The organism is Ktedonosporobacter rubrisoli (assembly GCF_004208415.1).
In the GTDB taxonomy this organism is placed as follows: domain Bacteria; phylum Chloroflexota; class Ktedonobacteria; order Ktedonobacterales; family Ktedonobacteraceae; genus Ktedonosporobacter; species Ktedonosporobacter rubrisoli.
In genome coordinates this window covers 1,827,761-1,852,853 of sequence record NZ_CP035758.1, presented here as the reverse complement: position 1 = coordinate 1,852,853, position 25,093 = coordinate 1,827,761, and the positions used below count along the sequence as shown (strand labels likewise).

28 protein-coding genes and 1 pseudogene are annotated in these 25,093 nt (G+C 51.1%); 16 read left to right on the top strand and 13 right to left on the bottom strand.

Annotated elements, in window-relative coordinates; genetic code table 11:
• Positions 1–387 precede the first annotated feature (387 nt).
• A complete protein-coding gene (locus tag EPA93_RS08540; RefSeq protein ID WP_165422966.1) occupies positions 388–1,581 on the top strand; it encodes an MFS transporter in 1,194 nt (397 codons plus the stop codon).
• A 158-nt stretch (positions 1,582–1,739) separates the two neighbouring features.
• On the opposite strand, the gene EPA93_RS08535 is transcribed toward EPA93_RS08540, so the two are convergent.
• From EPA93_RS08535 to EPA93_RS08515, 5 genes and pseudogenes are all read right to left on the bottom strand, one after another.
• A complete protein-coding gene (locus EPA93_RS08535) occupies positions 1,740–2,201 on the bottom strand; it encodes an SRPBCC family protein (protein WP_129886645.1) in 462 nt (153 codons plus the stop codon).
• Positions 2,194–2,520, bottom strand: a complete 327-nt coding sequence (locus EPA93_RS08530; protein ID WP_129886644.1) for an ArsR/SmtB family transcription factor — start codon at positions 2,518–2,520, stop codon at positions 2,194–2,196. The genes EPA93_RS08535 and EPA93_RS08530 overlap by 8 nt, the downstream gene beginning before the upstream one ends.
• Before the next feature lie 144 nt (positions 2,521–2,664).
• Entirely contained in the window at positions 2,665–3,288 is a 624-nt protein-coding gene (locus tag EPA93_RS08525; RefSeq protein ID WP_129886643.1) for a P-loop NTPase family protein, read from the bottom strand.
• Positions 3,289–3,850: 562 nt separating this feature from the next.
• Positions 3,851–5,038 (bottom strand): cytochrome P450, encoded by a 1,188-nt coding sequence (locus tag EPA93_RS08520; RefSeq protein ID WP_129886642.1) that lies wholly within the window; start codon positions 5,036–5,038, stop codon positions 3,851–3,853.
• Positions 5,039–5,266: 228 nt separating this feature from the next.
• Positions 5,267–5,989, bottom strand: a pseudogene (locus EPA93_RS08515) (ABC transporter ATP-binding protein); the annotation flags it as partial.
• A gap of 359 nt (positions 5,990–6,348) precedes the next feature.
• Between EPA93_RS08515 and EPA93_RS08510 the strand changes: the two are divergent.
• The 4 genes from EPA93_RS08510 (at position 6,349) to EPA93_RS08495 (ending at position 8,960) form a co-directional block, all read left to right on the top strand.
• Positions 6,349–6,960, top strand: coding sequence for an SHOCT-like domain-containing protein (locus EPA93_RS08510; protein WP_129886641.1), 612 nt, complete (start codon positions 6,349–6,351; stop codon positions 6,958–6,960).
• Between the two features lie 58 nt (positions 6,961–7,018).
• Complete coding sequence (locus EPA93_RS08505) at positions 7,019–7,387, top strand: DUF2089 domain-containing protein (protein ID WP_242527356.1); 369 nt, start codon at positions 7,019–7,021, stop codon at positions 7,385–7,387.
• A 163-nt stretch (positions 7,388–7,550) separates the two neighbouring features.
• Positions 7,551–8,462 (top strand): AraC family transcriptional regulator, encoded by a 912-nt coding sequence (locus EPA93_RS08500; RefSeq protein ID WP_129886640.1) that lies wholly within the window; start codon positions 7,551–7,553, stop codon positions 8,460–8,462.
• Positions 8,463–8,594: 132 nt separating this feature from the next.
• Positions 8,595–8,960, top strand: a complete 366-nt coding sequence (locus tag EPA93_RS08495) for a VOC family protein (protein ID WP_129886639.1) — start codon at positions 8,595–8,597, stop codon at positions 8,958–8,960.
• A 185-nt stretch (positions 8,961–9,145) separates the two neighbouring features.
• Here EPA93_RS08495 and EPA93_RS08490 read toward each other — a convergent pair whose 3' ends face one another.
• A complete protein-coding gene (locus tag EPA93_RS08490) occupies positions 9,146–9,847 on the bottom strand; it encodes a CTP synthase C-terminal region-related (seleno)protein (protein ID WP_129886638.1) in 702 nt (233 codons plus the stop codon).
• A gap of 273 nt (positions 9,848–10,120) precedes the next feature.
• Here EPA93_RS08490 and EPA93_RS08485 point away from each other — a divergent pair, with 273 nt between their 5' ends.
• The 5 genes from EPA93_RS08485 to EPA93_RS08465 all read left to right on the top strand — a co-directional run bounded on the left by EPA93_RS08485 (position 10,121) and on the right by EPA93_RS08465 (position 16,947).
• The gene (locus EPA93_RS08485) at positions 10,121–10,738 is read left to right on the top strand and encodes a LysE family translocator (RefSeq protein WP_129886637.1); all 618 of its coding nucleotides are present in this window, start codon (positions 10,121–10,123) and stop codon (positions 10,736–10,738) included.
• Positions 10,739–10,985: 247 nt separating this feature from the next.
• The gene (locus EPA93_RS08480; protein ID WP_165422965.1) at positions 10,986–12,752 is read left to right on the top strand and encodes an ABC transporter ATP-binding protein; all 1,767 of its coding nucleotides are present in this window, start codon (positions 10,986–10,988) and stop codon (positions 12,750–12,752) included.
• Positions 12,749–14,554, top strand: coding sequence for an ATP-binding cassette domain-containing protein (locus EPA93_RS08475; RefSeq protein WP_129886635.1), 1,806 nt, complete (start codon positions 12,749–12,751; stop codon positions 14,552–14,554). The genes EPA93_RS08480 and EPA93_RS08475 overlap by 4 nt, the downstream gene beginning before the upstream one ends.
• A 168-nt stretch (positions 14,555–14,722) precedes the next feature.
• Positions 14,723–16,039, top strand: a complete 1,317-nt coding sequence (locus EPA93_RS08470; RefSeq protein WP_129886634.1) for a phytoene desaturase family protein — start codon at positions 14,723–14,725, stop codon at positions 16,037–16,039.
• Between the two features lie 26 nt (positions 16,040–16,065).
• Complete coding sequence (locus EPA93_RS08465) at positions 16,066–16,947, top strand: RNA polymerase sigma-70 factor (protein WP_129886633.1); 882 nt, start codon at positions 16,066–16,068, stop codon at positions 16,945–16,947.
• Between the two features lie 110 nt (positions 16,948–17,057).
• On the opposite strand, the gene EPA93_RS08460 is transcribed toward EPA93_RS08465, so the two are convergent.
• The 4 genes from EPA93_RS08460 to EPA93_RS08445 all read right to left on the bottom strand — a co-directional run bounded on the left by EPA93_RS08460 (position 17,058) and on the right by EPA93_RS08445 (position 18,623).
• Entirely contained in the window at positions 17,058–17,810 is a 753-nt protein-coding gene (locus EPA93_RS08460; RefSeq protein ID WP_129886632.1) for a pentapeptide repeat-containing protein, read from the bottom strand.
• A 128-nt stretch (positions 17,811–17,938) separates the two neighbouring features.
• Complete coding sequence (locus tag EPA93_RS08455; protein ID WP_129886631.1) at positions 17,939–18,130, bottom strand: hypothetical protein; 192 nt, start codon at positions 18,128–18,130, stop codon at positions 17,939–17,941.
• The gene (locus EPA93_RS08450; protein WP_129886630.1) at positions 18,127–18,354 is read right to left on the bottom strand and encodes a hypothetical protein; all 228 of its coding nucleotides are present in this window, start codon (positions 18,352–18,354) and stop codon (positions 18,127–18,129) included. The genes EPA93_RS08455 and EPA93_RS08450 overlap by 4 nt, the downstream gene beginning before the upstream one ends.
• Positions 18,351–18,623 carry a hypothetical protein gene (locus EPA93_RS08445; RefSeq protein ID WP_129886629.1) on the bottom strand — a complete coding sequence of 91 codons (273 nt, stop codon included), beginning with the start codon at positions 18,621–18,623 and terminating at the stop codon, positions 18,351–18,353. Before EPA93_RS08445 ends, EPA93_RS08450 begins: the two co-directional genes overlap by 4 nt.
• 640 nt (positions 18,624–19,263) lie before the next feature.
• On the opposite strand from EPA93_RS08445, the gene EPA93_RS08440 reads away from it, so the two are divergent.
• Together EPA93_RS08440 and EPA93_RS08435 are read left to right on the top strand one after the other, a co-directional pair.
• On the top strand, positions 19,264–20,487 hold the full coding sequence (locus EPA93_RS08440; RefSeq protein ID WP_129886628.1) for a helix-turn-helix domain-containing protein: 1,224 nt from the start codon (positions 19,264–19,266) through the stop codon (positions 20,485–20,487).
• Between the two features lie 7 nt (positions 20,488–20,494).
• Positions 20,495–21,040 carry a flavoprotein gene (locus tag EPA93_RS08435; RefSeq protein WP_129886627.1) on the top strand — a complete coding sequence of 182 codons (546 nt, stop codon included), beginning with the start codon at positions 20,495–20,497 and terminating at the stop codon, positions 21,038–21,040.
• 183 nt (positions 21,041–21,223) lie between these two features.
• Here EPA93_RS08435 and EPA93_RS08430 read toward each other — a convergent pair whose 3' ends face one another.
• Positions 21,224–21,568 (bottom strand): hypothetical protein, encoded by a 345-nt coding sequence (locus EPA93_RS08430; RefSeq protein WP_129886626.1) that lies wholly within the window; start codon positions 21,566–21,568, stop codon positions 21,224–21,226.
• A 587-nt stretch (positions 21,569–22,155) separates the two neighbouring features.
• Between EPA93_RS08430 and EPA93_RS08425 the strand changes: the two genes are divergently transcribed.
• Complete coding sequence (locus tag EPA93_RS08425; RefSeq protein ID WP_129886625.1) at positions 22,156–22,611, top strand: DUF488 family protein, N3 subclade; 456 nt, start codon at positions 22,156–22,158, stop codon at positions 22,609–22,611.
• Positions 22,612–22,623: 12 nt separating this feature from the next.
• A complete protein-coding gene (locus tag EPA93_RS08420) occupies positions 22,624–22,848 on the top strand; it encodes a hypothetical protein (protein ID WP_129886624.1) in 225 nt (74 codons plus the stop codon).
• Positions 22,849–22,897: 49 nt separating this feature from the next.
• Here the strand turns inward: EPA93_RS08420 and EPA93_RS08415 are convergent, their stop codons facing one another.
• Complete coding sequence (locus EPA93_RS08415; RefSeq protein ID WP_129886623.1) at positions 22,898–23,110, bottom strand: hypothetical protein; 213 nt, start codon at positions 23,108–23,110, stop codon at positions 22,898–22,900.
• Between the two features lie 335 nt (positions 23,111–23,445).
• Complete coding sequence (locus EPA93_RS08410; RefSeq protein WP_129886622.1) at positions 23,446–23,916, bottom strand: DUF5990 family protein; 471 nt, start codon at positions 23,914–23,916, stop codon at positions 23,446–23,448.
• A 234-nt stretch (positions 23,917–24,150) separates the two neighbouring features.
• Here EPA93_RS08410 and EPA93_RS08405 point away from each other — a divergent pair, with 234 nt between their 5' ends.
• Both EPA93_RS08405 and EPA93_RS08400 read left to right on the top strand, forming a co-directional pair.
• On the top strand, positions 24,151–24,678 hold the full coding sequence (locus EPA93_RS08405; protein ID WP_129886621.1) for a hypothetical protein: 528 nt from the start codon (positions 24,151–24,153) through the stop codon (positions 24,676–24,678).
• Positions 24,665–25,000: a VOC family protein gene (locus tag EPA93_RS08400; RefSeq protein WP_129886620.1), complete on the top strand. Its 336-nt coding sequence runs from the start codon at positions 24,665–24,667 to the stop codon at positions 24,998–25,000. The genes EPA93_RS08405 and EPA93_RS08400 overlap by 14 nt, the downstream gene beginning before the upstream one ends.
• Positions 25,001–25,093: the final 93 nt, after the last annotated feature.

Below are 25,093 nucleotides of genomic sequence, written 5' to 3'. Positions count from 1 at the left end.
GCGTTCGTGGTTACTGTAGCATGCGCTTGTATGCTATCGGTGAACAGAATACGGCATCCGAGCTAGAAAAACAACTCCAGTTGGTCTTTCCAGATGGGATATGCTATACTTCAGTTAGCATGTGATTGCATCTAGGGTTCCGCGCCTCATCCCGATCCCTGGCAATAGTGTTCAACACAACTAGGGGTGAGCGGACTGGACCGAGCGATGCCAGGTTGCCTCAACGTGAGGCTATCCCGCAACTCAACGCACAAAAAGCTGGAGGTACTCAGAGTTACTGTTTCCTTCACAGGGAACATCTGGAGTACGGGAAGCTTATCTGGCGTTGTGGCATGTCTACTGGCTCAAGCACCTTTTCGGCTTCCCTTCCTGGAAAGGATTCGCTTCGTGGCCACCTCCACAAAAATACTTCGGCATCGCACGCTCTTGCTCTCTTCGTTCTTCCATTTCACTAATGACGCCTGCTTCGCTATTCTTTCGCCGCTCCTGCCTCTCATCGTGCTTGAACTTCACCTCTCATATCTGCAAGCCGGCATCCTAAAAACATTGATGCTAAGTTCTTCTGGCTTGCTGCAAGTGCCAATTAGCTTGCTTGGAGAACGATTTGGCGAATTTCTGCTTCTGGCAATCGGCAATATCTGGGTTGGTCTGGGTATGATAGGTATGGCTCTGGCTCCGGAGTATAACCTGCTTCTCCTTGCAGCGCTACTCGCGGGTATCGGCGGGAATGCGCAACATCCTCTTGCCGCCTCGCTGGTCTCGCGTTCATACACCGCACAATATCGCCCCAGGGCTATCGCCCTGCTCAACATGGCCGGCACGGTGGGAAAGCTGTTTGCTACTCTGGGTGTGGCGCTCCTGGCCATGTACGCGGGCTGGCGGGCTCCTCTTCTCTGCATCGGGCTTCTCACTTTGCCAACAATATTCGTCATCTGGCACGAACGCAAAACTAATGTGACTATAAGAAAAGTCGCTATAGAGCGACAGTCGGAGCTAACCGGGCGCTTCAGATGGAAGATTGCTCTGTTAATTGCGGCTGGCTGCCTTGACGAAACGGCCCAGAAGGTTGCGATGACTTTCCTCCCCTTCTTGTTTGCCAATTATGGATTGAGCGTTGAGACGATTGCTCTCCTTATCAGTTTGATGCTTTTCGGTGGCATTACCGGAAAGTTTGTCTGTAGCTGGCTAAGTGAACGCTGGGGAATCTTTGCGCTGATCTGGAGTACGGAAGTTGTGACCGCGCTCACGCTGCTTGCTTTTCTCGGGGTCTTCATTGCCAATTTGCCAGTCTTTACGCTCGCGCCTCTCTCCCTGCTCTTCGGTTTCCCGCTGGATGGAACTTCATCGCTCCTACAAGCGAGCCTTGCGGCCGTTCTCTCCGAGAGGCAGAGAACACGTTGGTACGGCATCTATTACACGGCAACGCTGATGGGCAGCTCGCTAGCGGTAATTGTCTATGGGGCTCTCGCTGATCGTGCCGGGCTCAGCATCATGTTTGCTATTGCCGCCCTGCTCACGGCTTTCATCCCTATGCTTATATGGCCGCTGCGCCAATCCCTGGGGCACAGCTTCAGGCCTTAGCGGCACATATGGAGTACCGATCAGTCCTTCATCTTGCCCTGGTCAGGAAAGGATCGTTCCCTTGGGCAACTTATGACGTGAAGAGGTAGTTTTTGCCGCGAGAACAGGACTGCCTTATGAGCAGTCCTGCTTGCTTTTCGCCTTGAGGATACCGATTACTAAGCGTTGACCGACTTTACCTCTGGTTCCAGGGAGGCAAGGAACTTCTCAAGGCTCTCCTGAACGCCGAGCCAGCCCTTGCTCATTATCTGATGCGAGCGCACAGAGAGCTGGTTATTGGCATCAAAGCCCGTGTGCTCCAGGAAGAGACGGGTTCCATTCTGCTCGGGCTCCAGGCGCCAGGTAACGGTAAAGCTCAGGCCATTGCCGCCTCGATCAGCCCAGCTCAGGCTCAGGAAGCGCTCGGGCTCAAAATCAAGGACTTCGCAATAGGCTGTTCCGCCAAATTTGACGCTGGGCATAGGGGTGCCCTGGAAGGTGAAGCGATGCCCGACTTTCAGTTGAAAGTCGTTTGGCATAAACCAGCGGGCCAACAGCGCGGAATCGGTAAGAGCCTTCCAGACGCGCGCCGGCGAATAGGGCAGGAACTGATCAAGATTAATGGTAAGTGTCTCAGTCATGATCTTCCTCGGCAAGTAACTTATCTAAGCTTACAAACCGCTCTCTCCAGAACTGTTCGTAAGGGGCCAGCCACTCCTGAATTTCGTGCAGCGGCGCGGCCTCCAGATAATAGTAGCGCTGCCGACCTCGCTTGCGTTCGCTGACTAATCCGGCATCCTTGAGCACTTTCAGGTGCTCGGAGATGCTGGGCCGGCGCATGGCAAAATGATCGGCCAGCTGCTGTACCGGCAATTGCCCTTCCTCGCGCAGCAGACGAAGCAGCTCGCGACGCGTGGGACTGGCAAGCGCGGTAAAAACTGTGTCAATGGTGGCTAACATATGTCGTGCTTCTCTCTGCTCTTTCTCGTTCAATAGGTAGACAGTAGCCTACCTATTGACTCTCTTATTATATGTAGGAATATTCCTACCTGTCAAGTCCTGGCGCGCTCATTCATTATCTGCTGAGCAAACATCAAGCGGCGATCATGGAGGCGTGAGGCGCGTCAGCAGGCGTTCCCGCTCCGCTTTGTTGCCCACTCTGATAACTTTCTGGCGATACCGTGACAGATAGCGGTGCAGAAACTCGTCTGTCGGTGGAAAAGACAGCTCGGGATAGGCTCTGGCTTCTCGCCGCACCGCATCAAGCGTAGGCGGCTCGCTTCGTACTCTCTGCTCCTCCAGATAGCGGTGTAGGCTCTGGGCAAGGGGCGAAGCAGCCGGCTCTTGATTGAGCAGATATTCGCGCGTATCCTTCATTAATTTAAAGAGCAACCGCACGCCGTTAAGGCCGGGATAGGGATTGGTACCATGCAGGCTTCTTGTCACATGGCGCAGCAAAATGCGCCAGAGCGCCACAGGCCAGGAGACCTCAAGCAGCACAATAACCTCGGCATGGTAGAGCAATGGTTCTGTCCAGATGAGATAGACACCCTCGCTAATCCAGGCGGGCCGCTCAGCGATGGCAAAGGCATCTTCTTCGCTTACTCTGCCCTTTTCCAGGCCAAGCTTATCAAGATCATGATGCGGGACGTGAAGGTGCTCAGAGAGCTGCCGGGCTAGCGTTGTTTTGCCACTGCCAGGCGCGCCAAGAATATGTATTCTTGTCATCTTTTTTGACTTTTCTCCTGCTGAAAGGCAGCTTCATAGCACGACCGGCAAAGAGAAGGGCAGGCAGCGAGGATATTGCCGAGTCCGGGGAGAAGTTGCCCTCGCTCTAGCGGCCAAGGCTATGGATAAGGCCAATTTCAACTGCGGCGCTAATACGCTTCTCTATGTTCATCTGTCATAGCATTTAGTAGCAGGAGTAATGGTCCGGCATAATCTCTCCCTTGAAGAATTCCTTGCAGCCCTTTGAGTATACCTAAAGCTGAAGAAAAAGTATATACCGCGCATTCCCTCAAACTAAAATGTTACTGAGGTGAAAAAATGTGCTCTACTACAATTTCTTTCAGTTTATCGGGCAATAATAGTATAAGAAGTAAATATACATATTTGATGTTTCTAGATCACAGCGGGCGAAGCATATCTAAAGCCTTGTACTCTTTTTCTTGTTACTGCCCTGGTTGGGGAGAAATTCATACGCTTCTTGGGAGAAATTTCACTCAAGAAGCATATGAATCTACTTCTATAAGGGCTCAGCGAAGGGGTTGCTCATCAGAACGCGGTTCTGTTACTTCTGCCAGGTTAAGGGCAACTCCTTGACCCCAAAGACTGACATGCTCTTGATCGGAGACAGCGGCACATCGGGCACGTGCCAGGAGCCAGGCAGACGGTCGAGCATCGCGTTGAGGGCAATTTTGGCCTCCAAACGCGCCAGGGGAGCGCCAAGACAGAAGTGGATGCCACGTCCAAAGCCCAGGTGCCGATTGGGCTCGCGCCCGATGATGAACTGATCGGCATGGGGGAACTGGGCCTCATCGCGATCGGCAGAGGCAATCCAGATAAGCAGCAACTGGCCAGCTGCTATGCGCTGATCGCCAATCGTCGTCTCGGTCGTGGTCCCGCGCACCGTGACTTTGACCGGCGAGTAGTAGCGCAGGACCTCTTCAAGCGTGGCCGGTACTAGTTCGCGCTGGGCACGCAGCCGTTCTACCGTTCCTGGATGCTCATCGAGGCAGAGGATGGTATTGCCAAGCAGATTGGTAGTAGTCTCGTTGCCTGCGATCAGCAGTAGCATGCAGAACCCGATTAATTCCTCGGTAGAGAGGCGTTCCCCATCCACTTCCGCTAGCAGCAGCGCACTCACCAGGTCGTTGTGAGGTTGCTGCTGCTGCCTGTCACGCCGCTCCTCAAAGAGCTGGATGAAGTAGGCACGTATGCTGTCTATGGCCTGTATGATCGCCTGCATGTCCTCTTTCGACCTTTCCCCGTCGCCCGAGACTGAAGCATCAGACCACTGCTTGAACTCCTCACGCCGCTCAGCAGGGATGCCCAACAACTCAGCAATGACTATGATCGGCAGAGGGGCAGCCAAATCCCTGACCACATCCATCTCACCTTTTGCCACTACCTGGTCGAGCAGGCCATTAGTGATCTCCTTGATGCGCGCCTCCATCTGCGCCACTATGCGCGGCGTGAAGGCTTGCGACACGATCTGGCGCAACTTCTGATGGCGAGGCGGGTCCATACGGAGCATGCTCGAACTGATTGGGGTGGCATTGCGGTACTCGGGTGGCAGGAAGTTGCTCTCATCGGACGAAAACGTCGTGTGATCAGTGATCACACGAGCTACATCGTCGTAGCGGAAGATGTGCCATCCCTGCATCTTCGGGTCGAAGAACACAGGCTGGGTCTCACGCATCTGACGATACCAGTTATACGAGGCAGTAAGCTGTTCTCTATTGGGTTTTGTCTGCATACTTCTTCTTTCTCTTTTTATTATTTCTTACCAGGTCTTCTAGAAGAATTTCCGCCTTAAAGGGCTATCGCACATCCCGTTGTTCCTATATCCAGGGGTATGCTTAAAATGTTGATAAAGGGCAGAGATGCTATGACCTCCTTTCCTGCCTACCGCTTTCTTTTCAGACGCGCTTTTTATAGGCCAGCCTCGCAAAGAGGTAGGCCACCAGCAGAATGCCGACGCACCAAGAAAGATCTCCTCAAGGCTTGGCTGTTTTTCCACATACTCCACTTGAGCCGGGGGAAACAGCCTTTTGAGCTCGGCGAGGGTGCCGCTGGCGATAATCTTGCCCTTGGCAATGCGATCAGCCAATTGTTCCGCCTCGTCGAGGTACTGCGTGGTCAAGAAGACGGTGATGCCGCTAGAAGCCAACTCCTTCACCACTTTCCACACCTCGATGCGTGCCTGGGGGTCCAGCCCGGTGGTCGGCTCGTCAAGGAAGAGGATCGGCGGGGTTCCCACCAGACTCATGGCCAGGTCAAGTCGGCGGCGCATCCCTCCTGAATACGTCGAAGCGCGGCGGTTGGCCGCCTCGGTTAACCCGAAGCCTGCCAGCAACTCGTCGGCCACCTGCCGCGGCTGGGTGAGATGGCGGAGCCGGGCGATCAGGATCAGGTTTTCGCGCCCAGTCAATATCTCATCCACAGCGGCAAATTGCCCGGTCAGACTGAGGGATTGGCGCACCAGCTCTGGCTGTGAGGCCACATCAAAGTCGTTGATCATGGCCGTTCCGCCGTCCTGTTTGAGCAGGGTGGTAAGGATTTTGACAAGCGTGGTCTTGCCCGCACCGTTGGAGCCGAGCAGGGCAAAAATGCTGCCCCGCTCCACAGTGAAATTCGCGCCTTGTAAAACCTTCAGCTTCTTGTAAGATTTTTGGAGGCCTTTGACCTGTATTGCAATGTTTCGCATAAGCTTCTCCTTAGCAGTCATATGAAGTAGCAAGCTGTTCGCTATTAGGCTTGTTCTGCATCATTCTTCTTCTTTCTATTTTATCATCTAATACTCGATTGGCTCTCTTAGATGCGCCACAGGTTTTCTTGCCATCTCTATTAGCAATTTTTGCTATCTATAAACATATATTACTAATCTCTCATATACTTGTCAAGTTAAATGGCAACAAAAATCAATTAATTTGGCTAAATTTGCCATATAATATTGTAAAACTTGACATTAGCCAGAGTAACACCCTATAATTGCTATAGTGGTTAACACTTTCTGCCAATTATCATGGCGACATAGCTACGCCTATTCTTCAGAGGGAAAGATGTATGACAAGCGAAGAACGCAAAAAGATACTAGAAATGGTCGCCACTGGAAAGCTTACTGTTGAGCAAGCTGACCAATTGATGGATATCCTTAGCACGAAAAGCGCTACTGACGCCGAGAAGCGGCCAGAGAAGCAGAGAACTGGCGAATACACCCAGGAGTTCATGGGGAGAATAAGAGGGTATGGAAAGAGTGTGGAGAAGGGACTGAGGGCAGCAGGGCTCATGTGGGACAGCTCAGATGCTGATTTAACGAAGTATGGGATAAGTGCAGCCTACCTCAGGGGTCTGCAAGAGGCAGGGCTGGGCGAACTGACGACAAGAGACATCATCTCTCTGAAGAATTATTCTGTCGATGCAGACTACGCGAGAGCGCTGATGGATCTGGACATACCAGACCTGAGCGTCAAACACCTCATCACATTGAAAAATTATGGGATAGACGCAGAGTACGTCAGGGCGTTGCGAGAGGCTGGCCTAAGCAATCTGACGGCGAAGAACATTATCAACTTGAAGATCTACCAGGTAGATGCAGACGAGGTGCGAGCATGGCGAGAGGCCGGCTACATCGATCCGGTTGAACACATCCTCAGCTTGAAGAAGCGGGGAGGATGAGCGACCAGAGCACTAGTGTCGGGACGATATTCCTCTCACATCTGGAAAGTAGGAGCATATGGAGCCAGTGAATCCATTGATCACAAAAGATCCGGTCAACGGTGACGAGCTGCTGGTGACGCGCCTGGAAGGCAGGCGGAGCGGCATTGTTATCGAGGGAAAGTTTAGCCTTGGTTGGATGGGACGTTTAACTCCGCAACAGCTCACCTTTGTGGGCCTTCTTGTCAAGCATCGCGGCAATGTCCAGCGCCTGGCCACAGAATTGCACGTTGCCTATAATACCGCGCGCAATCATCTCGATGAAATCGTCGCCGCCCTGGAGTATCCATCTGAGGATGAGGACGGTTCTTCGCCCGTCAACGTCCTTGAGCAGCTTTCTCAGGGTGCGATAAGCTTCGAGGAGGCTTTAGATTTGTTGAGGAGATAGCCTATCGTTTATCTCCTCAATACTCCATTCTTGTCGCAAGCGCTTCTGCAGCCTGCAGAGATCGCTCATGCATGCCTTCCTCGCTCAGATGTCCCGGAATAATGCTTAGAATAGCTGAAAGAGGAGGAACAAGATACATGACCTCCTGGGAATACTCCACAATGTGGATCATCAAACTATCAAGACGAGTGATAACGCTACAAAGAGAGAAGGGCAACAGATCACCATGATTCGTTATCAAGAAATCGCGCCACGTCGGCCCCTGCAGCGCTATCTCAAGTGTCTCTGGCTGCTGGAACGGGAATATACGTCCGGCGCAACTGAAGAAATTCTCTGGCCAGATGGTTATGTTGAACTGCTCATACACTTTGGCGACAATTACGTAAGAGCAGTGGATCGATCATCCCCTCGGCTGGCTTGCAGTTTCGTCGTCGGGCCGCTTACGCGTCCCGTCCGCCTACACTCACCAGGTCGCGTGTGTGTAATCGGGGCGCGCTTCTGGCCCTGGGGATTTTTCTCTTTCCTACATATGCCCATGCATGAGCTTCGAGATCAACTGGTACCTCTCTCAGATCTCATCGGGAGAAGAGCCCACCTGCTTGAGGAGAGGTGTTCCGCTCTAGCCGTGGAAGAGGCGGTGCAGGTTTTACAGGACGAGCTCCTGTCGTGCCTGGAGACCTCTTTTATAGAGCCAGACAGGCAGGTACTAGGAGTCAGCCGCCAGCTTCTCGCAGGGGTAGAGATAACGTCAATGAAAGATATAACCTCCCAAAGTGGCCTATCGCTCCGTCAACTTGAACGACGCTTCCACACCTGGGTTGGCGTAACGCCTAAAAAACTTAGCACTATTCGGCGCTTCGACGAGGCTCGCCAGGCTATTATCTTCAGTCCAACTCTCGATCTCACCTATCTCGCCAACCTTCTCGGCTACTACGACCATTCCCACTTCTCTAACGACTTTAAGACCCACCTCGGACTGACGCCGACTGCCTTCAAAGCATGGTTTAGCGACCAGCAAGCCTCCTCTCCTGAAAAAGATGTCGTTTTTCTCCAAGCCAGGCCAGACCTTCTCTAGTAAGCTAGTGACGTCGTGATTTACAACTTTTTTGCTGTCATTTCCTTCAGATGAAACAGGCCGATTGGTTCAACCCTCTGGCGCCACTTCCAATGCCAGCCAGAGCTAGAACAGGCCAGAGGAGGCTTACAAATGATTGAGAAAATCGCCACTGTTGGCATTTACGTCGCGGACCAGAAGGCTGCTGCATCCTTCTGGACGGAGCAGGTAGGCTTTGCTGTCTATCGCAATGAGGCGATGGGTCCTATGGCAAGTTGGCTCGAAGTTGGACCAGCCGGAGGCCAGAGCTGCCTTGTCATCTATCCAAAGCAGATGATGCAAGATTGGCAGGAGCGCAAGCCCTCGATTGTCTTTGAATGTGCAGATATACACGTAACTTATCAGGAGTTGACGAGGCGCGGCGTCAAGTTTTCAGAACCGCCTAAAGATATGGGCTTCGGCACTTTTGCTACCTTTGAAGATCCAGACGGCAATGAGTTTGGCCTGCGAGGGAATTAACTGGGTATAGACCAGGATACGTGGGAGTGCGCGCAGGTAATCAGCTATTTCTAGAGCAAGCCCTCTTAATTATGCTTGCGGGCTTGCTCTGCTCGCCAGGTTCAAACAGCCCTTCATCTCTCGGCTCTGCTATTCTGGAACGATAGAGCAAATGCCAGGTCCTGGCGAAGCCTAAAAGTAGTGGATTAAGCAGCTTGAGCGGCGGCCTGCAGCCACGCTTTGATCAATGGATGCACGAGCTGCTTCAAGGCTGAGCGCTCGGGTTGAAATAGGGTGCCAATAAAGAAGGGATGCTCGCTCAGCTCGATAATGCGCGCCTCGCCCTCGCTATCGACGCCGCTAATGTGCATTCCACCTTGCTCAAGGGCCGGCCAGAACTTGGCATTGGGACCATAGTTGCAGGTACCATATTGCTCAGTAATCTCGCTTGCGCCGTAAATAGTAGCTACGCGCGAATCGGGTACCAGCAAGCAATTAGTAATGACTTCGGTGCGTGTGCAGGCCAGGGGCGTAATCAGTTGTATGCTGGCCTCGGGATTGTTCTCAGCGTGATCGGCATCGAGCATGCCCAACTTGTTGCGCGCATATTCGATAAGCATGTACTGGCAGCCTCCACACGTTCCCAGTGCAGGCACGCCACGCTCGCGGGCGTATTTGATGCCGTTCAAGGCTCCGGCCATGCTGACATAGGGCGTATTCGGTACAAACCATACTGCTTGATAGCTGGCGAGTTGCTGCTCGGCTTCCCGCTCCAGCTGCGTGGTAGGCAGCCAGTCGAACTCAAGCTGATAGCCAGCAGCATTGGCCGCCAGCTCTAGTGCGCGCGGAATAGCGATATGAGCCGTGACATCAGGTTTAAATTCTCCGATGAGGGCAAGCTGCAACATCTTTCTTTCCTTTCCTTTTTTCAGTCATTTTTAAACACAATAGCGCAGATCTTAGCTTATCTCAGCCAAAAACGCACCGTCCATTCAGACGATGTGCGCTGGCGCATTTTTTGCTATAATGGTAAACCCACCCCTAAAATGGAGTTTTTGTTCTGTTCCCAGCATTGCCTTACTTTTTCTCCAGCATATCAGGTATACTTTGGTATGATAGTCCTGTAGGCAGTTTCAATGTAAGGTGATCTTTTTGGAAAGCAAAGGAAAGAGAAAGTTTTCGTGTCCTATTTACCCATTCTCTTGACGCTTGCCGGTGTAACGCTCATCGCTTCTATTAGCCCTGGCCCGGACTTTGCCACTATAGTACTCTATTCAACGCGCTCACGACGACAGGGCACGTTTGTAGGGCTGGGCATCTGCAGCGCACTAGTTATCTGGACGATAGGAAGTATCGCTGGCTTAGAGGTTTTACTGGCGCAAGTGAGCTGGCTGGTTGATCTGCTCAGAACGCTAGGAGCCTTATACCTGGCTTACCTGGGTATTCGTACAATTCTTCATGCCCATCGTCCAGCACCTGAATCTTCCACGCAAACAACTCCGGCCTCTGGCTTCGCGGCCTGGCGCGTCGGGTTCATCTCCAATATTGGCAATCCCAAGGTGCTGGCTTTCTTCAGCAGCATCTTCATAGTTCTCTTTCCGGCCAACCCTCCGCTCTGGGTTGAATTTGCCAGTGTGGCCCTGGTGCTGGGAATCAATATTCTCTGGTATACGGTGGTCGTCTCTGTATTCTCGTTAAAGCCGGTGACTCGCTTCTACCGCAGAGCTAAACGCTGGATCGATTATGTAACAGGAACCATCCTGGTGGGCCTTGGTGTGCGTCTCGCCCTTGAGCGCTAAAAACTATTCATCCCAGCTTCTCTTACCATAGTAGAGAGCATACAGACACATTTGCCCCGGCAATAGAATAGTTGAATGAAGCCACTCTACAGGCCGTAATGTTACAAGGCATTACGGCCCATACAAAAAACATGGCATCCATTCACAGCTTCCTCCCTTGACAGAACCTATATGAGCCATTATTATATCCGCAACAGATATATCCTCGGCAGATATATGCATGTATGCAGCAACGAAAAGGGAAAACATGGCACATTCTAAGGATAGAACTGACGTAAGAAGTACTCTGAGCTCCTCTATTTCGCTCTTGAAAACCTATCTTAAACCTCAATGGCTCAAGGTGAGCCTGTTAGCCTTTCTTCTGTGTGTTAGTATTGGGCTTGAGATCCTGGGACCTCAGCTTTTGGGGCAGTTTATTAATGCGATTCAGGGCAGTATGCAGATCCTTGTGCGCCTGGCTTTGCTGTTTATCGCTCTGGTGATTGGCAACCAGCTTGTGACGGCGCTAGCCAGCTATATAAGTGAGGATATTAGCTGGCAGGCAACCAATGAGATGCGCGTGGACCTCGTGCTACACTGTCTCAATCTTGATATGTCATTTCACAAGCTGCATACGCCCGGCGAACTGCTTGAGCGGGTCGATGGGGATATCGCCCAGCTTGCCAATTTTTTCTCGCGCTTTATTTTCATGGTGCTCGCACGCGTGGTTCTGATGATCGGAATCGTGACGCTCACCATCATAGCCGATTGGCGCATAGGCTTGCTTATGCTCGCCTTCACGCTGCTTATGATCATCCTGCTGCATCCTTTGCAAAGCATTGCGGTGCCACATTTTCGGGCCGCGCGCCAGGCCAGTGCCGATCTTGCCAGTTTCCTGGAGGAACGCTTATCAAGTAGAGAGGACATTTGTAGCCTTGGCGCTCAGCCCTATGTGATGCTCAGGTTTAACCAGGTGGCGCGCCATCTGTTGCACGCCACACGCTTGAGCAGCGTTACGGGTCAGTTTTTCTCAAGCTCTATCGAAATCATTCTTGCCATGGCTGTGGCGGCAATCCTGACCCTGGGAGCTTATTTGCTGCGCAGCGGTCAGCTGAGCCTTGGCACGATTTATGCCACCTATGCCTATACAACGCTGCTCACCCAAAGCTTGTATGTTATCACTTATCAGGTAGATCAATTGCAAAGCGCCCTCGCCAGCCTGCAGCGCCTCACCGAGCTCTTCCGAACCTCCAGCGCTATAGTTGAGGGTCCCGGCGTTCCTCTGCCGGCGGGAGCCTTACCGGTCAGTTTCGCTGATGTTTCCTTTGGCTATACGGCGGAAAAACCTGTGTTGCGGAACATTTCTTTTGAGCTGCCGGCCGGAAAGACGCTGGGCTTACTGGGGAGAACTGGTAGCGGCAAAACCACGCTGGCACGTTTGCTCATGAGAGCCTACGAGGTTCAGCAGGGCGCAATCAGGCTCGGCGGCCGCGATCTGCGCGAGGCGGCGCTTAACGAGTTGCGCAGCCGCATCGGTGTGGTAACCCAGGATGTGCAGCTCTTCCACGCCAGTTTGCGCGACAATCTTACCTTTTTTGATTCCGCTATCCCTGATGAGCGCCTGAAAGAGGTGATTGCTGAGCTCAATCTAGCCCAGTGGTACGCTTCCTTACCCGCTGGGCTCGATACGCTGCTGACCGGCGGGGGCGTCTCGCTCTCTTCTGGCGAAGCACAGTTGCTGGCCTTTGCCCGCGTCTTCTTGCGCAATCCGGATATCGTGATCCTGGATGAGGCTTCTTCACGTCTCGATCCGTTGACCGAAAAGCTGATCGAAGGGGCCATTGCGCGCCTACTTGCCGGCCGTACGGGGATCGTCATCGCCCACCACCTGGAAACGGTTCAACATGTCGATACGATTCTAATCCTTGAGGATGGGACAATTGGTGAATATGGCGAACGCGCAAAACTGGCCGCCGATCCTGCTTCGCGCTTCTCGCAACTTTTGCAAACCGGTTTATCGGAGGTGATAGTATGACTATGCGCAAAGCGCTCTGGCAACTGATTACTTTTGCCCCCGGGTTATATGCGCTCAATATGCTCTTGCAGCTCTTCCGCAATCTCTTTCTCCTTGTGCCCGGACTGATCATAGCCGCTATCTTTAACGAGCTATCTGGCAATAGGCCGGTGGGCTGGGATCTGTGGACGCTGGGAGCGCTGCTGGTTGCTGTGGCCGTATCTCGCGTGACGGTAAAGCTGTGTAACAATGCAGTGGATGCAACGTGTGTCGGCTACGCTGGCACGCTGATTCGGCGCAACCTTTTGCAACAATGGCTGACGAAGCTGGGTATGCAAGAGCTTCCTTACTCGTCAGGCGAGCTGATCAGCCGCTTCGTGACCGACGCTACTGCACTCACTGATATACTCAAAACTACCAATATCCTGTTCGGCTCTACCTTTCAGGCGCTCGTAGCCGTGACCATCCTTTTCTCGATCAATCCGCTGATCACGCTGGTGGCCTTTATTCCTCTTGTGGGATCAAGTCTATTGATGAATGGGGTAAGCGCGCGCATTCAGACCTATCACCGCGCGAGCCGCAAGGCCGCCGGCGAGGTCAGTTCCTTTCTTGGCGAGATCTTCAACACGACGCAGGCCATTCAGTTTGCTAATGCGCAAGAGAGGGTTGTGGCTCATTTGCGCGGCCTTAACGAGACGCGCCGCCAAACCAGGCTGAAGAGCCTCTTCTTTACCGATATTGTGCTACAATCTATCGCGCAGAGCACTGCAAGCATAGGAACAGGGGTCATTCTGCTTGTCGCGGCCCAGGCCATGAAAACTGGTTCTTTCTCGGTTGGTAGCCTGGCGCTCTTCGTCTCCTATCTCGATGAGTTTGCCATCTTTACAGGTTTTTTGAGCCAGTATCTGGCGCTCTATAAACAGGCTGGCGTCTCGCTCCAACGCTTGCTGGCGGCCTTATCCACAAGCGCTGCGCAAACCACGCTTGTAACGCACGCGCCTGTACATCTAAAGGGCAGCTATCCAGCATTGCCACAGCCACAGCGACTGGTGCCAGCCCTTGAACAGCTGGAAGTTCGCGGCCTCACGTACCGCTATGCGCAAGCGGACAAGGGCATTGAGAATATTAATTTGTTGCTGAGGCGCGGCACATGCACGGTTATTACGGGACGCATCGGCGTGGGAAAAACTACACTGCTGCGCACGCTGCTGGGCCTGCTTCCTCGTCAGGCTGGCGAGATTTTCTGGAACGGGGAAGCTATCAAGCAGCCAGAACAGATCTTCGTGCCACCACAGAGCGCCTATACGCCCCAGGTTCCGCGCTTGAGCAGCGAGACGCTAAGGCAAAATCTTTTGCTGGGCTACCCGGATGAGCCGGACAAGCTGGCCGCGGCTATCCAGGCAGCGGTAATGGAGCAGGATGTGCAGAGCCTGGCCAATGGTCTTGATACGCAGGTCGGTCCCAAGGGTAGCAAGCTCTCGGGCGGTCAGACGTTGCGGGCGGCCGCAGCGCGTACGCTTCTGCGCTCCCCCGATCTGCTGATCTTTGATGATCTCTCTAGCGCGCTGGATGTCGAGACGGAGCAACAGCTGTGGGAACGTCTTTTCGCCAGGCGGGAGCGAACCTACCTGATCGTGTCGCACCGCCGCTTTGCCTTCCAGCATGCCGATCAGATTATCGTGCTCAAAGATGGGCAAATTGCTGCTCAGGGCCGCTTAGAGGATTTGCTGGCTACGAGCGCTGAAATGCGCCACCTCTGGCATGGTAGCTTGCAGGACAGCCCGGTAAGCGAGCCCAATCCAGAACAGGACAGCAAGCAATAACTATGGCAACCAGCATTCAAGATCAGACGAATGCTTAAGCCGGATATAGTATCGCTGCTCTGTTGAAGGGAATGCTAAGCGTCGGGTACAAAAAGGTGTCACAAAGGCAAGGCCTATTTCGTCTCGTGTGCGAAGCTTGAAACGTACACGAGACAAAGGAAATACACAATGATTGCCAATACGCAAACACAACAAGCTGTGATTATCGTTGGGGGTGGCCTGTCGGGCCTGGCGGCGGCTGCCCTGCTGGCACGCGCTGGTCTGGCGGTTACAGTTTTTGAGAAGGCCAGCGCTCCCGGCGGGCGTGCCATAAGCAGAAAGCACAGCGAGTTCTACTTCAACCAGGGAGCGCACGCTTTCTACCTGGGTGGACCTGGCGAGAAGCTGCTGAACGAGCTGGGCATCCATCCCCAAGGCTCACTGCCTGAGAGAAGCCGCTTTCTGGCCCTTGAGGCTGGCAAGGTACATAAATTGCCCACCGGCGTCTCACCTCTGCTGAGCACAACTTTGTTGAAACCTGGCGCTAAAGTGGAGCTTGCCCGCCTGTTTATTGCTTTGCGCAGTATGGATCTGGCCCGGCTTCACAACGTGAGCTTGCAAGATTGGCTTGCGCGCGAGGTACATCATCCCCAGGTGCGCAAGCTTATACTTGCCCTTGTACACGTAACTACTTTTACCAATGCTCCTGAAAGGCTCTCGGCCGGGCTGGCCATAACATACCTGACTCCGCTGGTACGCTACCTGGATCATGGCTGGCAGACGCTCATCGATAGCCTGAGACGAGTGGCTGAAGAGGCGGGCGCCAGGATTGTGACCCGGGCCAAGGTTGCGGCCATTGAAGCGGCAGAGGAAAGCCATACTGTACGCCTGGCCAACGGAACGGCTTACCCGGCGTCGGCGGTCCTGCTCGCTGTCGATCCGCAGACGGCCTCATCCCTTATCGCTAACGGAACACATAAGGAGCTGCGGCAGTGGGCAGCGCAAGCGATCCCGCTGCGCGTGGCCTGCTTTGACGTGGCTTTGCGCCGCTTACCGAATCCGCATCATCTGTACGTATTAGGTATCGATCAAGCGCTCTACTATTCGGTCCATTCAGCCTGGGCGGCGCTGGCCCCACAGGGAGGCGCCTTGATCCATACCATGAAATACTTTGAGCCCGAGGAACCGGCAGACCCGAAGAGTACACAACAAGAGTTGGAGGCCCTACTCGATACGCTACAGCCGGGTTGGCGCGATGAGATCATTGAAAAATACTTCCTGCCCCATATGCTGGCCTCGAATGCGCTGGTAGAGGCCACACAGGGCGGTTTGCCCGGACGCCCCGGTCCGGCGGTACCAGGCATACGCAATCTCTACATAGCCGGTGATTGGGTTGGTCCGCAGGGCCAGCTTACCGATGCCTGCCTGGCCAGCGCCCGTCAGGCCGCAAATCTGATCATGACGACGCAAAGGGCCGAGCGAGAGAAGTATGCTATAGTAGATTAGAGAAGATATTGCAAAAGGACAGCCATATGCCGCCAGATGATGTGTTTCAAGCATACAAGCCGCTGCTCTTCTCGATTGCTTACAATATGCTGGGCAGCGTTATGGATGCCGAGGATTGTGTACAGGAAGCTTTTCTGCGCTGGTATCAGGCCAGCACCCATGGAGAAACCGAGGCCATCCATTCTCCCAAGGCTTTTCTCTGCACAATCGTCACGCGCTTGAGCATCGACCACTTGCGCTCGGCCCGCGTCCAGCGCGAGCATTACGTCGGTATCTGGTTGCCTGAGCCTCTCATCACTACCGACGAGAGCAGCGTAAGCGCTATGGCCGAGCTCGCGGAGACACTTTCCCTGGCCTTCTTGCGCCTTCTAGAGCAGCTATCGCCAGTGGAGCGCGCTGTTTTCCTGCTGCGCCAGGTCTTTGACTATGATTATGCTGAAATCGCCAGGATAGTACAGAAAAGCGAGGAGAATTGTCGCCAGATAGTGCGGCGCGCGCGCCAGCACCTGGGTCAGCGCCGCACGCCCTATCATACCACCAGGGAACAACAGGACCATATTCTGCAGCAGTTTCTGCATGCCTGCATGAGTGGCGATATGGACGGTCTTCTCTCCCTGCTCTCCGCTGATATCGTGAGCTATGCTGATAGCGGCGGGAAGGCTGTCGCGGCGCGCAATCCCATCATTGGTGCCGATAGAGTGGCGCGCTATCTGCTGGGTCTTTTAGCCAAGGCCCCGCAGAGCTACAGTTTTCGGGTAGCTCTCGTCAATGGTCAGCCTGGCATTCTCAATTATATTGACGGGCGGCCTCACTCTATTGTTGTCTTGCACATCATGGCTGGACAGGTCAAAGAAATCGACGTGCTCGCCAATCCTGACAAGCTGCGCAGCGTCCCGCCACTCAGCTAAAAGTTTATATTTCCCTTTTCTGATCTATACAGCTGGGATGCTTATTGCCCCAGCAAAGCATTCTTTAACCTTCATCTGCCTGAAGCGCTGGAGCCGCTTTTCCACTGCCATCACTCCTCAAACGTATCGTGGAGCAAATTTTCGATGAAGATCTTCGGCTGCATGGTCAGTTCTATAAGATACATCCAGGGAATGCCCCGCAGATCAGAGCGCACAAGTTGAGCTCCAATCCAACTTGCATTCTCCAGGCAAGCATCTCGCAAGTTGCTTTCAACTACGCGTGCATAGTCTAGATTTGCCCCTTGCAGGTTAGCTCTTTCCAGGATCACCCTTTTCAGCTCAGCTCCGCTCAGATCGGCCCCTTGCAGGCTAGCCCTTCTCAGGTTAGCGCCATTTAGCATCGCTTTCCCTAATGCGGCCCCATCCAATTTCGCTTCCTGCAAATTTGTCACGCTTAAATTCATCTCGCGTAAATCAGCTCCGCGTAGATCAACATTGTTTAAATTAATAGTGTACAGGAGGACTCTCATTAAACTGTTTCTATCCAGCTTCACCCGCTGCAAAATTATCCGTATTAAACAAGAGCCTCGCAGATCAGCACCAGTCAGGTCGCATGTATTTAGCTCGGCCCAGCTCAGATCAGCCCCGCATAAGTTTGAACTGCTCAAGTCGCAATTGAACAACTTAGCCCTGAATAGATTGGCATTCCTCAAATCAGCTCCGGCCAGATCCACATTGCTAAGATAGGCATCACTTAGATCAACCCGTAAAGGATCGATTAACGAAAATGGTTGTTCTCTTCGCCATTGGTTCCATACGTCAGCGCCTTGCTTGAGAATGTCCAGCTCCTCTTGATTAGCCATACACTTTTCCTGAAGAAAACTTACAAGCGCTTGTCGAGTAGTTCAAGGCTCTCTGTCCTGGCGTAACTCACACTTTTATGTGTATAGAAAAACATCTCATTAATCGTACGCTATCACCATGCTCCACCTCACAAAATCCTTCTACAGGGCACGCATTTTGGTCCCAGCATTGCCTGTTTCCTGCCATCGATAAGCAGAAAAATTCGGGCCTGGAAATAGGCTTCCTGCCGCCCAGCTTCGAGAAAGATCTGGCGTGCTTTCGCGCCATTCTTGCCTCGGTAGAGAAGTTGCTTATCGGCGCGGACGCGATAATTGGTCATCGCGCCTTCGCCACAAAGATAATCGCGAACTGATCAAGGGTATAGTCTGTCCCGCTTAGCTCATTGAAGGTAGCCAGGATGATTGCAGCATCGTCGCGCTGCATGGCGTGACCGAGCAACAGATCCCAGATCACGTAGGGGTGTCGATTGCTCTCGCGGGCCAGGGCGAGCAGGGAAATGCCGGGCATCCATTGAAAGACGCAATAGAAGCTCAACTTTTTCATGGTTGGGGCTGCCCTCTCTGCGCCTCGGCATGCGTGTCATTGATCTCAATAACCGTATCGATAGCTTGCTCTTCGCCAATGAGCTTGCTGAGCTCAATATAATGCCGCTCGACACCCTGCAAGCGTGCCTGAATGAAATCGTGCCGCGCCGTTTGTGCCAGACCGTACAAGCCGCGCTGAGCGGCAAGATACTCGTCACTGATGGATTGGCGCAGCCGCGCCACCTCGCTACAGTTAGCCTTGCTCTGCTCTTCTTGCCTCATCGCCATATTTAAAACCCTCCTCATAAGCAACTCATCCATCTAATAAAAAGGGTGATGACGACGTAGGGAGTGATAAAGCCACACGCCGCCACCAGAGAGAGTTATTGCTGTTAAAGACAACCAATATCGTTGCAAGGGGAAACACTGGTTATCATTGATTATCCTCTCATTCGAAGTTTAGATTAAAATAACATCTATAACCCTTCACTAACCCTTCAATTATCCTTGAATTTTGACGGGTTTTTATCATCATTTATCCCAACTAGTATTCTTACATCCTTTTAAAATATACCTATGCTATAATAGCGATATTAGATCTTAAAAAATAAAAGTACTTGAAATACTAAAGCCAATGTTCTAGGCACTCAGTAATCGGCAGCTTGCATTTTACTTACAGATTTTTAGCGAACTAAAACAGAAAAGCTGCATTCTAATTCCACCATTCTGCAAAACTGTATTCTATAGTTTTCGGCAAAGGTTAGGTAAATTAGACATTTAAGATTCTTAGGAAGATTCTTGACAATATTTCGTAAATTTGGTTGAAAGGAGCAAACTAAAGTGCTAGTCAGGTAAATCATCAGATGAAGTAAAACAAGTAACATATACTGCTGGGATACAAAGATGGAAAGTTGAAAGGGTATCTTTAATGAAAAACATATTATTACGCACAATCAGGCGTCAAAGGGGATGGAGCCAGAAACAGCTTGCTGATTTTGCATGCGTCTCTCTTTCCACTATAGAACGTGCAGAACGCGGAGAGACAATTAGAGTAGATAATATCGAGCGAATATGTGTGTGCTTGCAAAAGTCCCCTGAAGAACTAGGGTTAATAAAGACAGAGAATCAAGAGATCAACAGATATAAGGCAAATAAAACAGTTGTCAATCTTGTGGATGGTTTGACCAACGCTTCATCTGTAATAGATACATCTTTTGAGGAGCGACTTTCAAAAGCGTTAGCAAAGCCCGCGAGCATCGATTCCCAAGTACTGCAAGGTCTTGAATATATTACAAACAGTTATTGGCAACTCCGTTCCGGTCTTGGCTATAGTAGCCTTATTAAGGGCTTTCTCGGGCATCTTGGGACAGTCGAACAACTCTTAAAACATGCTTATTCCCCATCTGTACATGTACATCTGTGCTCTATTGTCAGTGAAATAGCTCAATGTATTGGGGCTATCTACTTTGATATGAGTAATTATTCGCTTGCTAAGCCTTATTACAAGGTTTCTATCGAAGCTGCCCGAGAGGCTAATAATCACATCCTTTGGGTGATTAGCTTAGGTCGCATGAGTTCTTTGCCAATCTATAACAATAAATCTCATGAAGCAATTCCTTTCCTGCAAGAAGCGCAAAGAGTCGCTATCTTTCATAGTTCTCCTCAAGTTAAAGCTTGGTTAGCTAGCTTAGAAGCAGAAGCGCAAGCTAATCTTCACAATAGAGCATATTGTATGCAACTCTTGGGGCATGCTGAACGCGCTCTTGAAAATGTAAAACAGGAAGAAAGCCCTTTTGATGTGAAGTTTGATTACGCTCGGTTAGCTGGCTATAAGGGAATATGTTATCTATATCTCCAAAAGCCAAAAGAAGCATTAGAGGCACTTAATGAAAGCGTGAAATCGATAGATAGCATAGCAGTTCGTCAACGATCTATCATTACTGCTGATATTGCAGCAGCCTACACACAAATGGAAGAAATTCCCGCCGCTTGCAGTTCTGCATCACAGGCTTTAGAATTAAATAGATCTACAAAGTCCAGTCTGGTACTACAACGTCTTCGTAAGGTCCGTACATCTATGCGGCCCTGGGAAGCAACACAAATTGTCAAAGACTTTGATGCGCAAATGCTGCTTCATACCACCCTTTTGTGAGAAATCTATGACAGAAGAAATAACAAAAAGAGTGATTTACCACATTGTTTGCGCGGCCCCTCCGGCCCAGGACGTGCAAGCATTCGTTCACCTGGCTCAGGCCGCCGGGTGGGATGTATGCCTTATTGCCACTCCTCATGCTAAGTCATTCATCGATGGACAATATCTAGAGCAGCTCACGGGCCATCCGGTACGTAGCGAATTTAAGCCTATTGGGACAACAGATATTTTTCCGAAAATGGATGCGATGGTTATCGCGCCCATGACATTGAACACCACGACAAAATGGGCTCAGGGCCATGCTGATACACTCGCCCTGAGCCAGCTCTGTAAAGGTTTAGGCTTAGGGCTGCCTATTGTTGCTGCCCCCTGTATTACAGGCCCATTTTCGCGCCATCCTGCCTTTTCTCCAAGTATCGCTTTGCTACGAGAGTACGGAGTCAAGGTTCTTTACGATCCTGAGCGCTATCCAGCTCCCCAGATTGTTCCCTGGCCATCTATTTTAGAGGCGCTCAACGCTGCAGCAAGTTATGGTCCAGCTGCAAGCTTCTAAGCCTAATATGGCTATATGAGACTCCTTGGGAAATTGGAAATCTGTGAAGGCGAGGGAACGAAGAAGCCAGAGCTTTCCAGAGCATCAACTGTCCACTTTAATATATGACCAGGAATAGAAAAAGCTTACCAGGCGCAAAAAGATTTTAACTGCTTTACACCTGGTAAGCTGGTTACATGCCTACTATTTGCTGGAATTATTTTTGAATTCTTTTCCTTTTTGCCAGGCCTCTTTTAGATGCGCGATGCGTGCTGGATCTGTCACTTTGCGGCGTACAGCAGTGGGCGACATAACTTCTGGTACATTGGCCGGGTGGCGAATGCTGAAAAGGATAGGAGGATCTTCTCCTCCAAGTTGAGCCGCTAACGCCTTAATGTCTTGTTCAAGCGTTTGTGGGATATCCACCATCGTTTGACACAGAGGACATTTGATCTGTGGCCCTTTCAAACGAGGATCATTGAGGAGTTGACTAGCGGGAACTCCAGCCTGTGCTGTTCCTGGAAGAATACTAATGCTGTGACTCCCCATATCTGTTTCTCCTTTTTCTCAAGAAACCATGCCAGGCTAGCAGTTAAATTATGAAACATGCTTCGACTTTCTTCATATGTATTTGTTGTATTTATAGCTTTCCCCATCAACAATAAAACAAAGGCATAATCTTCACATCGTCAGATTTTTTACTATTTTCACTAATATCAGATATAACAATTACTTTATGCAATAAATTTACCACAAACTTTAAAGGATGTAAATACTTTCAGGATACTTTATTTTTTCTAGCTACAAGAATTTATGCTGTGAGCTATATTGCTTCATCGTGGCTACCTGCCAGAATTTTGCTGCGACTGGTACACAACTCATATCCAGGGCAGCGCATCCAGCATAGGAGGAGGCTGTGCAGGATCGCTCAGTCTGCATTTGCTACTAGAGGAGGATGATTGGCTGATACGCATCCTGCTGAGCCCTGGCGCCTGAAAGCTTGCGTTTGCCTGTCCAGCAGGCTGCGGTAGAAATTGCTCACCACTATGGGGAATTGTGACATAAGGATGTCTCTATTCATTTGTTATCCTCTCCTGGTGTGAAGTGAGTACACGGAGAATTGAGCAGGTGTTTGTATGTTTCTAGAAGCCAGTGTCTATCAGGTCAAGCAAGTTCCTATTGAAGAGCGCAAAGCTCGCTATGGATTATTGGTTCTGGTGATGCGAGGATGGCCGAGAGGAATTCCAAGATCACTCATCCATATGTGGATCAAGGATGCTGGCCCCTCTCTTGAAACCCTGACGGCACTTCGCCAGGGGCTTCTTTCCTTCGAGGAGTTTGAGGGTCGCTACGAAACAGAGTTGAGGGAGCAACAGTCCTGTGTCGTGAAGTCTTATGTGAAGCTCTCAGCTTCCTCTGATGAACGTGTTGTGGTTGAGCAGTTGCATGACGGTTCGCCCCTTTCGTATCTGTGGCAACTGGAGCGATTGCATAGCAAGGTGACGCTCCTGTGCTGGGAGCAGCAGCCTCCCTGCCATCGCTACTTGCTTTTACGTTGGCTCTCAGCACCTCTCAAATTGGAAACGAATTGAGGAATTTTTTCTATGGCCTGGGCAGGTCTTCTTCCACATTTTCCTCACCTTGAGATCCAATCCATCCAGCGAGAGCGTCAGCACATCACTATTACGCTGGTTTCGATGCGTGAAAGCGACCATTGTCCGACCTGTCAAACCCAAACCTTGGCACGGCATGGCTGGTTTACTCGCTGTATCCAGAGTTTGCCCAGTTCAGGACAAGCAGTGGTTTGCTCTCTTACAAGCTCGGCCTAATGGAAGCAAGCAACCTCTACCGAAAGTGTACATGACCCCGAAAAAGTGCTCAACCTTCATCGAAATAACCAATTTTGAGGTTGAAATCCTCAGGTTTGTTCTGCTCTATCCAATATGTCCAGACATTCATTAATCTCGTCATGAGCATTCGAGCCCGATCATCGCCATGATCCACATTGTACTCTTCCAGGTACCCCGCAATAAGATATAACTCAACTAATGAGATAGTTGCTTCCTTCGTCGGTTCTGACTGATCAGGCATAGAGTCACCTCCTCATGTGTGTGCTTGCTACCAGAGAGTCTCCTGGATATCGTTGCCGCCTGCATAGTTTGTATTGTCGATGAGAACTAGGTCATGACAAAGTTGCCTGTAAATCATAACATGCTTCTGACGAAACTACAACCCCTATTCGGCTCTTACACCCTCTCGGTGAGAGGCTCCTCAAGAGCACTGGAAGGTATCCTGAGCTGAGCGTGAGAAACAAGAGCCATCAGAGCTCATATCTGAACATTCTGTGATTTGACATGGATTCTCTCAAGACTGTTAAGGACACAAACCCTGGCAAATCACAGAATGGCTTGAGAGGAAGCGGCTTCTTATTGCTCTGCCGAAGGTTGCTCTTGCGGCGTCCACCCCTCGCCCAGCAAGGGAACCGTTCCACTGCCACTTCCAGAAATTGAGGCCGCAAAGCAAGGGGTTCCTTGTGTCGCTTCAACTTGATCCCATGACAGGCGAGGGAGTGGAACTTTCAGTCTTCTTATCCAGGCCGTCAAGTGAACGGAATCACGTCTCAAGCTCAAATAGACAAAAGGAGCTGAAGGCTTTCCATGCACATAGGAACCTCGCCAGCGTGCCTGAGAAGTCCCAGGCTGCTGAATGACAGCAACATCAATCTCGAACTGCAACGATCCATCAGGTTGGAGTTGGCCTGGGAAGATCACCTCATGACGATCCTGCACACCAAAATTGACTCCTGTCGTGTCTGGTGGGACAAGTGGTGGCGTCACGCAGGTAATGTGAAGACGCACAATGCGACTGTTTTCAACGGTTTTTGCCATGGTGGTCATTGTTCTCGCTTTCTTGCCAAAGAGGAGTCATTTTACAAGACTTTTCTTTTTCTGCTTGTGAATCAGGAAGTTTTCAGGCATTTGCTCTTCCTATCAATGCTAGACCAAAGGATGTTTTCTGGTTCCGAAATAGGGCGACAAAGACCGTTCTGTGTCAAAAGCTTACCATTTACTCTGCTCATCACCTGCTCTTAGCCTGTTTCTCAGGCGGGCCATAGGACAGGAGAGGGACCAATGAGAAGGACAGAAGCCATGTCAAATCATACATTTGGCTTGAAACTGATCGGTTCTGGAAATGTGTCTGAGTATTCAACCTCAGACTTGCCCCGAATAATGAGCGCTGAATTTACAAGAACGGTGTGCGACCATCTGCATTTAGAGCGCATTCTTAGCCTGTCACTAGCCTTCTTGTTCAAGATTGAAGGCAATTTTGCACTTTTGCAGGCAAAATCCGTCCACTTCCACGTAAATACTATGAGCAAGCAAGTAGCATTTACAACCAGGATGGGCCTGATTTCTCCAGGGATGATAACTCTCAAGAGAGCAAGACTTGAGAAGTTTTTCCTCACACTTCTATGCTATGCTCACTCTGCATGGTCAACTCGTGAGCTAATCATGCAGAAAACAAAGAAACGAGGAACGATTACGCCAATGGAAAGCAACGAAGCTCTTCCTCATCAGGTAAAGGAAACCCGAAAGTCCGAAACGGGCGCTCCCTTATTTAACCGGCTTATTCCTAATCCTCTTCGTGGACGACCTTGAAGCCGAGCGAAACTTCTATGTCAGTCTTGGCTTCACTGTCAGTTACCAGGGGCCTGAGTTTCCAGACTTCATCGCGCTTGCTCATGGCTCCATCGAATTTGGAATTGAACGAAAGCAGCATTTTGCTTCAGAGCTCCCCGATCGTGTGCTGATCTGGCAGTTTGGTATAGCAGATATCGAGATGGCCAAGCAACGATTGGCTTCAGCTGGCGTCTCATTTCGTGAGGAATGGGTCACCCCACGAGAGGACTGGAAGTATCGGGTCCTTCACGCTCAGACTCCTAATGGCTATCATCTTATGTTAGAAGGAGCAGGGGAATAAGGGTCAATGGGAGGAGCTGTGGTTGATGATATCAGTCATAGGCTACAGGGGCCATCCGTTTTACAGTGCAAAGCGATCCAGGACACTGGCTTC

Excerpts from the sequence above, each read along its gene's own strand:
- EPA93_RS08420 (WP_129886624.1), top strand. The coding sequence starts at position 22,624 with ATGGCCTGGGCAGGTCTTCTTCCACATTTTCCTCACCTTGAGATCCAA.
- EPA93_RS08470 (WP_129886634.1), top strand. The coding sequence starts at position 14,723 with ATGATTGCCAATACGCAAACACAACAAGCTGTGATTATCGTTGGGGGT.
- EPA93_RS08410 (WP_129886622.1), bottom strand. The coding sequence starts at position 23,916 with ATGACCACCATGGCAAAAACCGTTGAAAACAGTCGCATTGTGCGTCTT.
- EPA93_RS08520 (WP_129886642.1), bottom strand. The coding sequence starts at position 5,038 with ATGCAGACAAAACCCAATAGAGAACAGCTTACTGCCTCGTATAACTGG.
- EPA93_RS08415 (WP_129886623.1), bottom strand. The coding sequence starts at position 23,110 with ATGCCTGATCAGTCAGAACCGACGAAGGAAGCAACTATCTCATTAGTT.
- EPA93_RS08530 (WP_129886644.1), bottom strand. The coding sequence starts at position 2,520 with ATGTTAGCCACCATTGACACAGTTTTTACCGCGCTTGCCAGTCCCACG.
- EPA93_RS08510 (WP_129886641.1), top strand. The coding sequence starts at position 6,349 with ATGACAAGCGAAGAACGCAAAAAGATACTAGAAATGGTCGCCACTGGA.
- EPA93_RS08405 (WP_129886621.1), top strand. The coding sequence starts at position 24,151 with ATGAGAAGGACAGAAGCCATGTCAAATCATACATTTGGCTTGAAACTG.
- EPA93_RS08480 (WP_165422965.1), top strand. The coding sequence starts at position 10,986 with ATGGCACATTCTAAGGATAGAACTGACGTAAGAAGTACTCTGAGCTCC.
- EPA93_RS08455 (WP_129886631.1), bottom strand. The coding sequence starts at position 18,130 with ATGACCAATTATCGCGTCCGCGCCGATAAGCAACTTCTCTACCGAGGC.
- EPA93_RS08440 (WP_129886628.1), top strand. The coding sequence starts at position 19,264 with ATGAAAAACATATTATTACGCACAATCAGGCGTCAAAGGGGATGGAGC.
- EPA93_RS08450 (WP_129886630.1), bottom strand. The coding sequence starts at position 18,354 with ATGAAAAAGTTGAGCTTCTATTGCGTCTTTCAATGGATGCCCGGCATT.
- EPA93_RS08495 (WP_129886639.1), top strand. The coding sequence starts at position 8,595 with ATGATTGAGAAAATCGCCACTGTTGGCATTTACGTCGCGGACCAGAAG.
- EPA93_RS08430 (WP_129886626.1), bottom strand. The coding sequence starts at position 21,568 with ATGGGGAGTCACAGCATTAGTATTCTTCCAGGAACAGCACAGGCTGGA.
- EPA93_RS08435 (WP_129886627.1), top strand. The coding sequence starts at position 20,495 with ATGACAGAAGAAATAACAAAAAGAGTGATTTACCACATTGTTTGCGCG.
- EPA93_RS08475 (WP_129886635.1), top strand. The coding sequence starts at position 12,749 with ATGACTATGCGCAAAGCGCTCTGGCAACTGATTACTTTTGCCCCCGGG.
- EPA93_RS08445 (WP_129886629.1), bottom strand. The coding sequence starts at position 18,623 with ATGGCGATGAGGCAAGAAGAGCAGAGCAAGGCTAACTGTAGCGAGGTG.
- EPA93_RS08460 (WP_129886632.1), bottom strand. The coding sequence starts at position 17,810 with ATGGCTAATCAAGAGGAGCTGGACATTCTCAAGCAAGGCGCTGACGTA.
- EPA93_RS08505 (WP_242527356.1), top strand. The coding sequence starts at position 7,019 with ATGGAGCCAGTGAATCCATTGATCACAAAAGATCCGGTCAACGGTGAC.
- EPA93_RS08525 (WP_129886643.1), bottom strand. The coding sequence starts at position 3,288 with ATGACAAGAATACATATTCTTGGCGCGCCTGGCAGTGGCAAAACAACG.
- EPA93_RS08535 (WP_129886645.1), bottom strand. The coding sequence starts at position 2,201 with ATGACTGAGACACTTACCATTAATCTTGATCAGTTCCTGCCCTATTCG.
- EPA93_RS08465 (WP_129886633.1), top strand. The coding sequence starts at position 16,066 with ATGCCGCCAGATGATGTGTTTCAAGCATACAAGCCGCTGCTCTTCTCG.
- EPA93_RS08425 (WP_129886625.1), top strand. The coding sequence starts at position 22,156 with ATGTTTCTAGAAGCCAGTGTCTATCAGGTCAAGCAAGTTCCTATTGAA.
- EPA93_RS08490 (WP_129886638.1), bottom strand. The coding sequence starts at position 9,847 with ATGTTGCAGCTTGCCCTCATCGGAGAATTTAAACCTGATGTCACGGCT.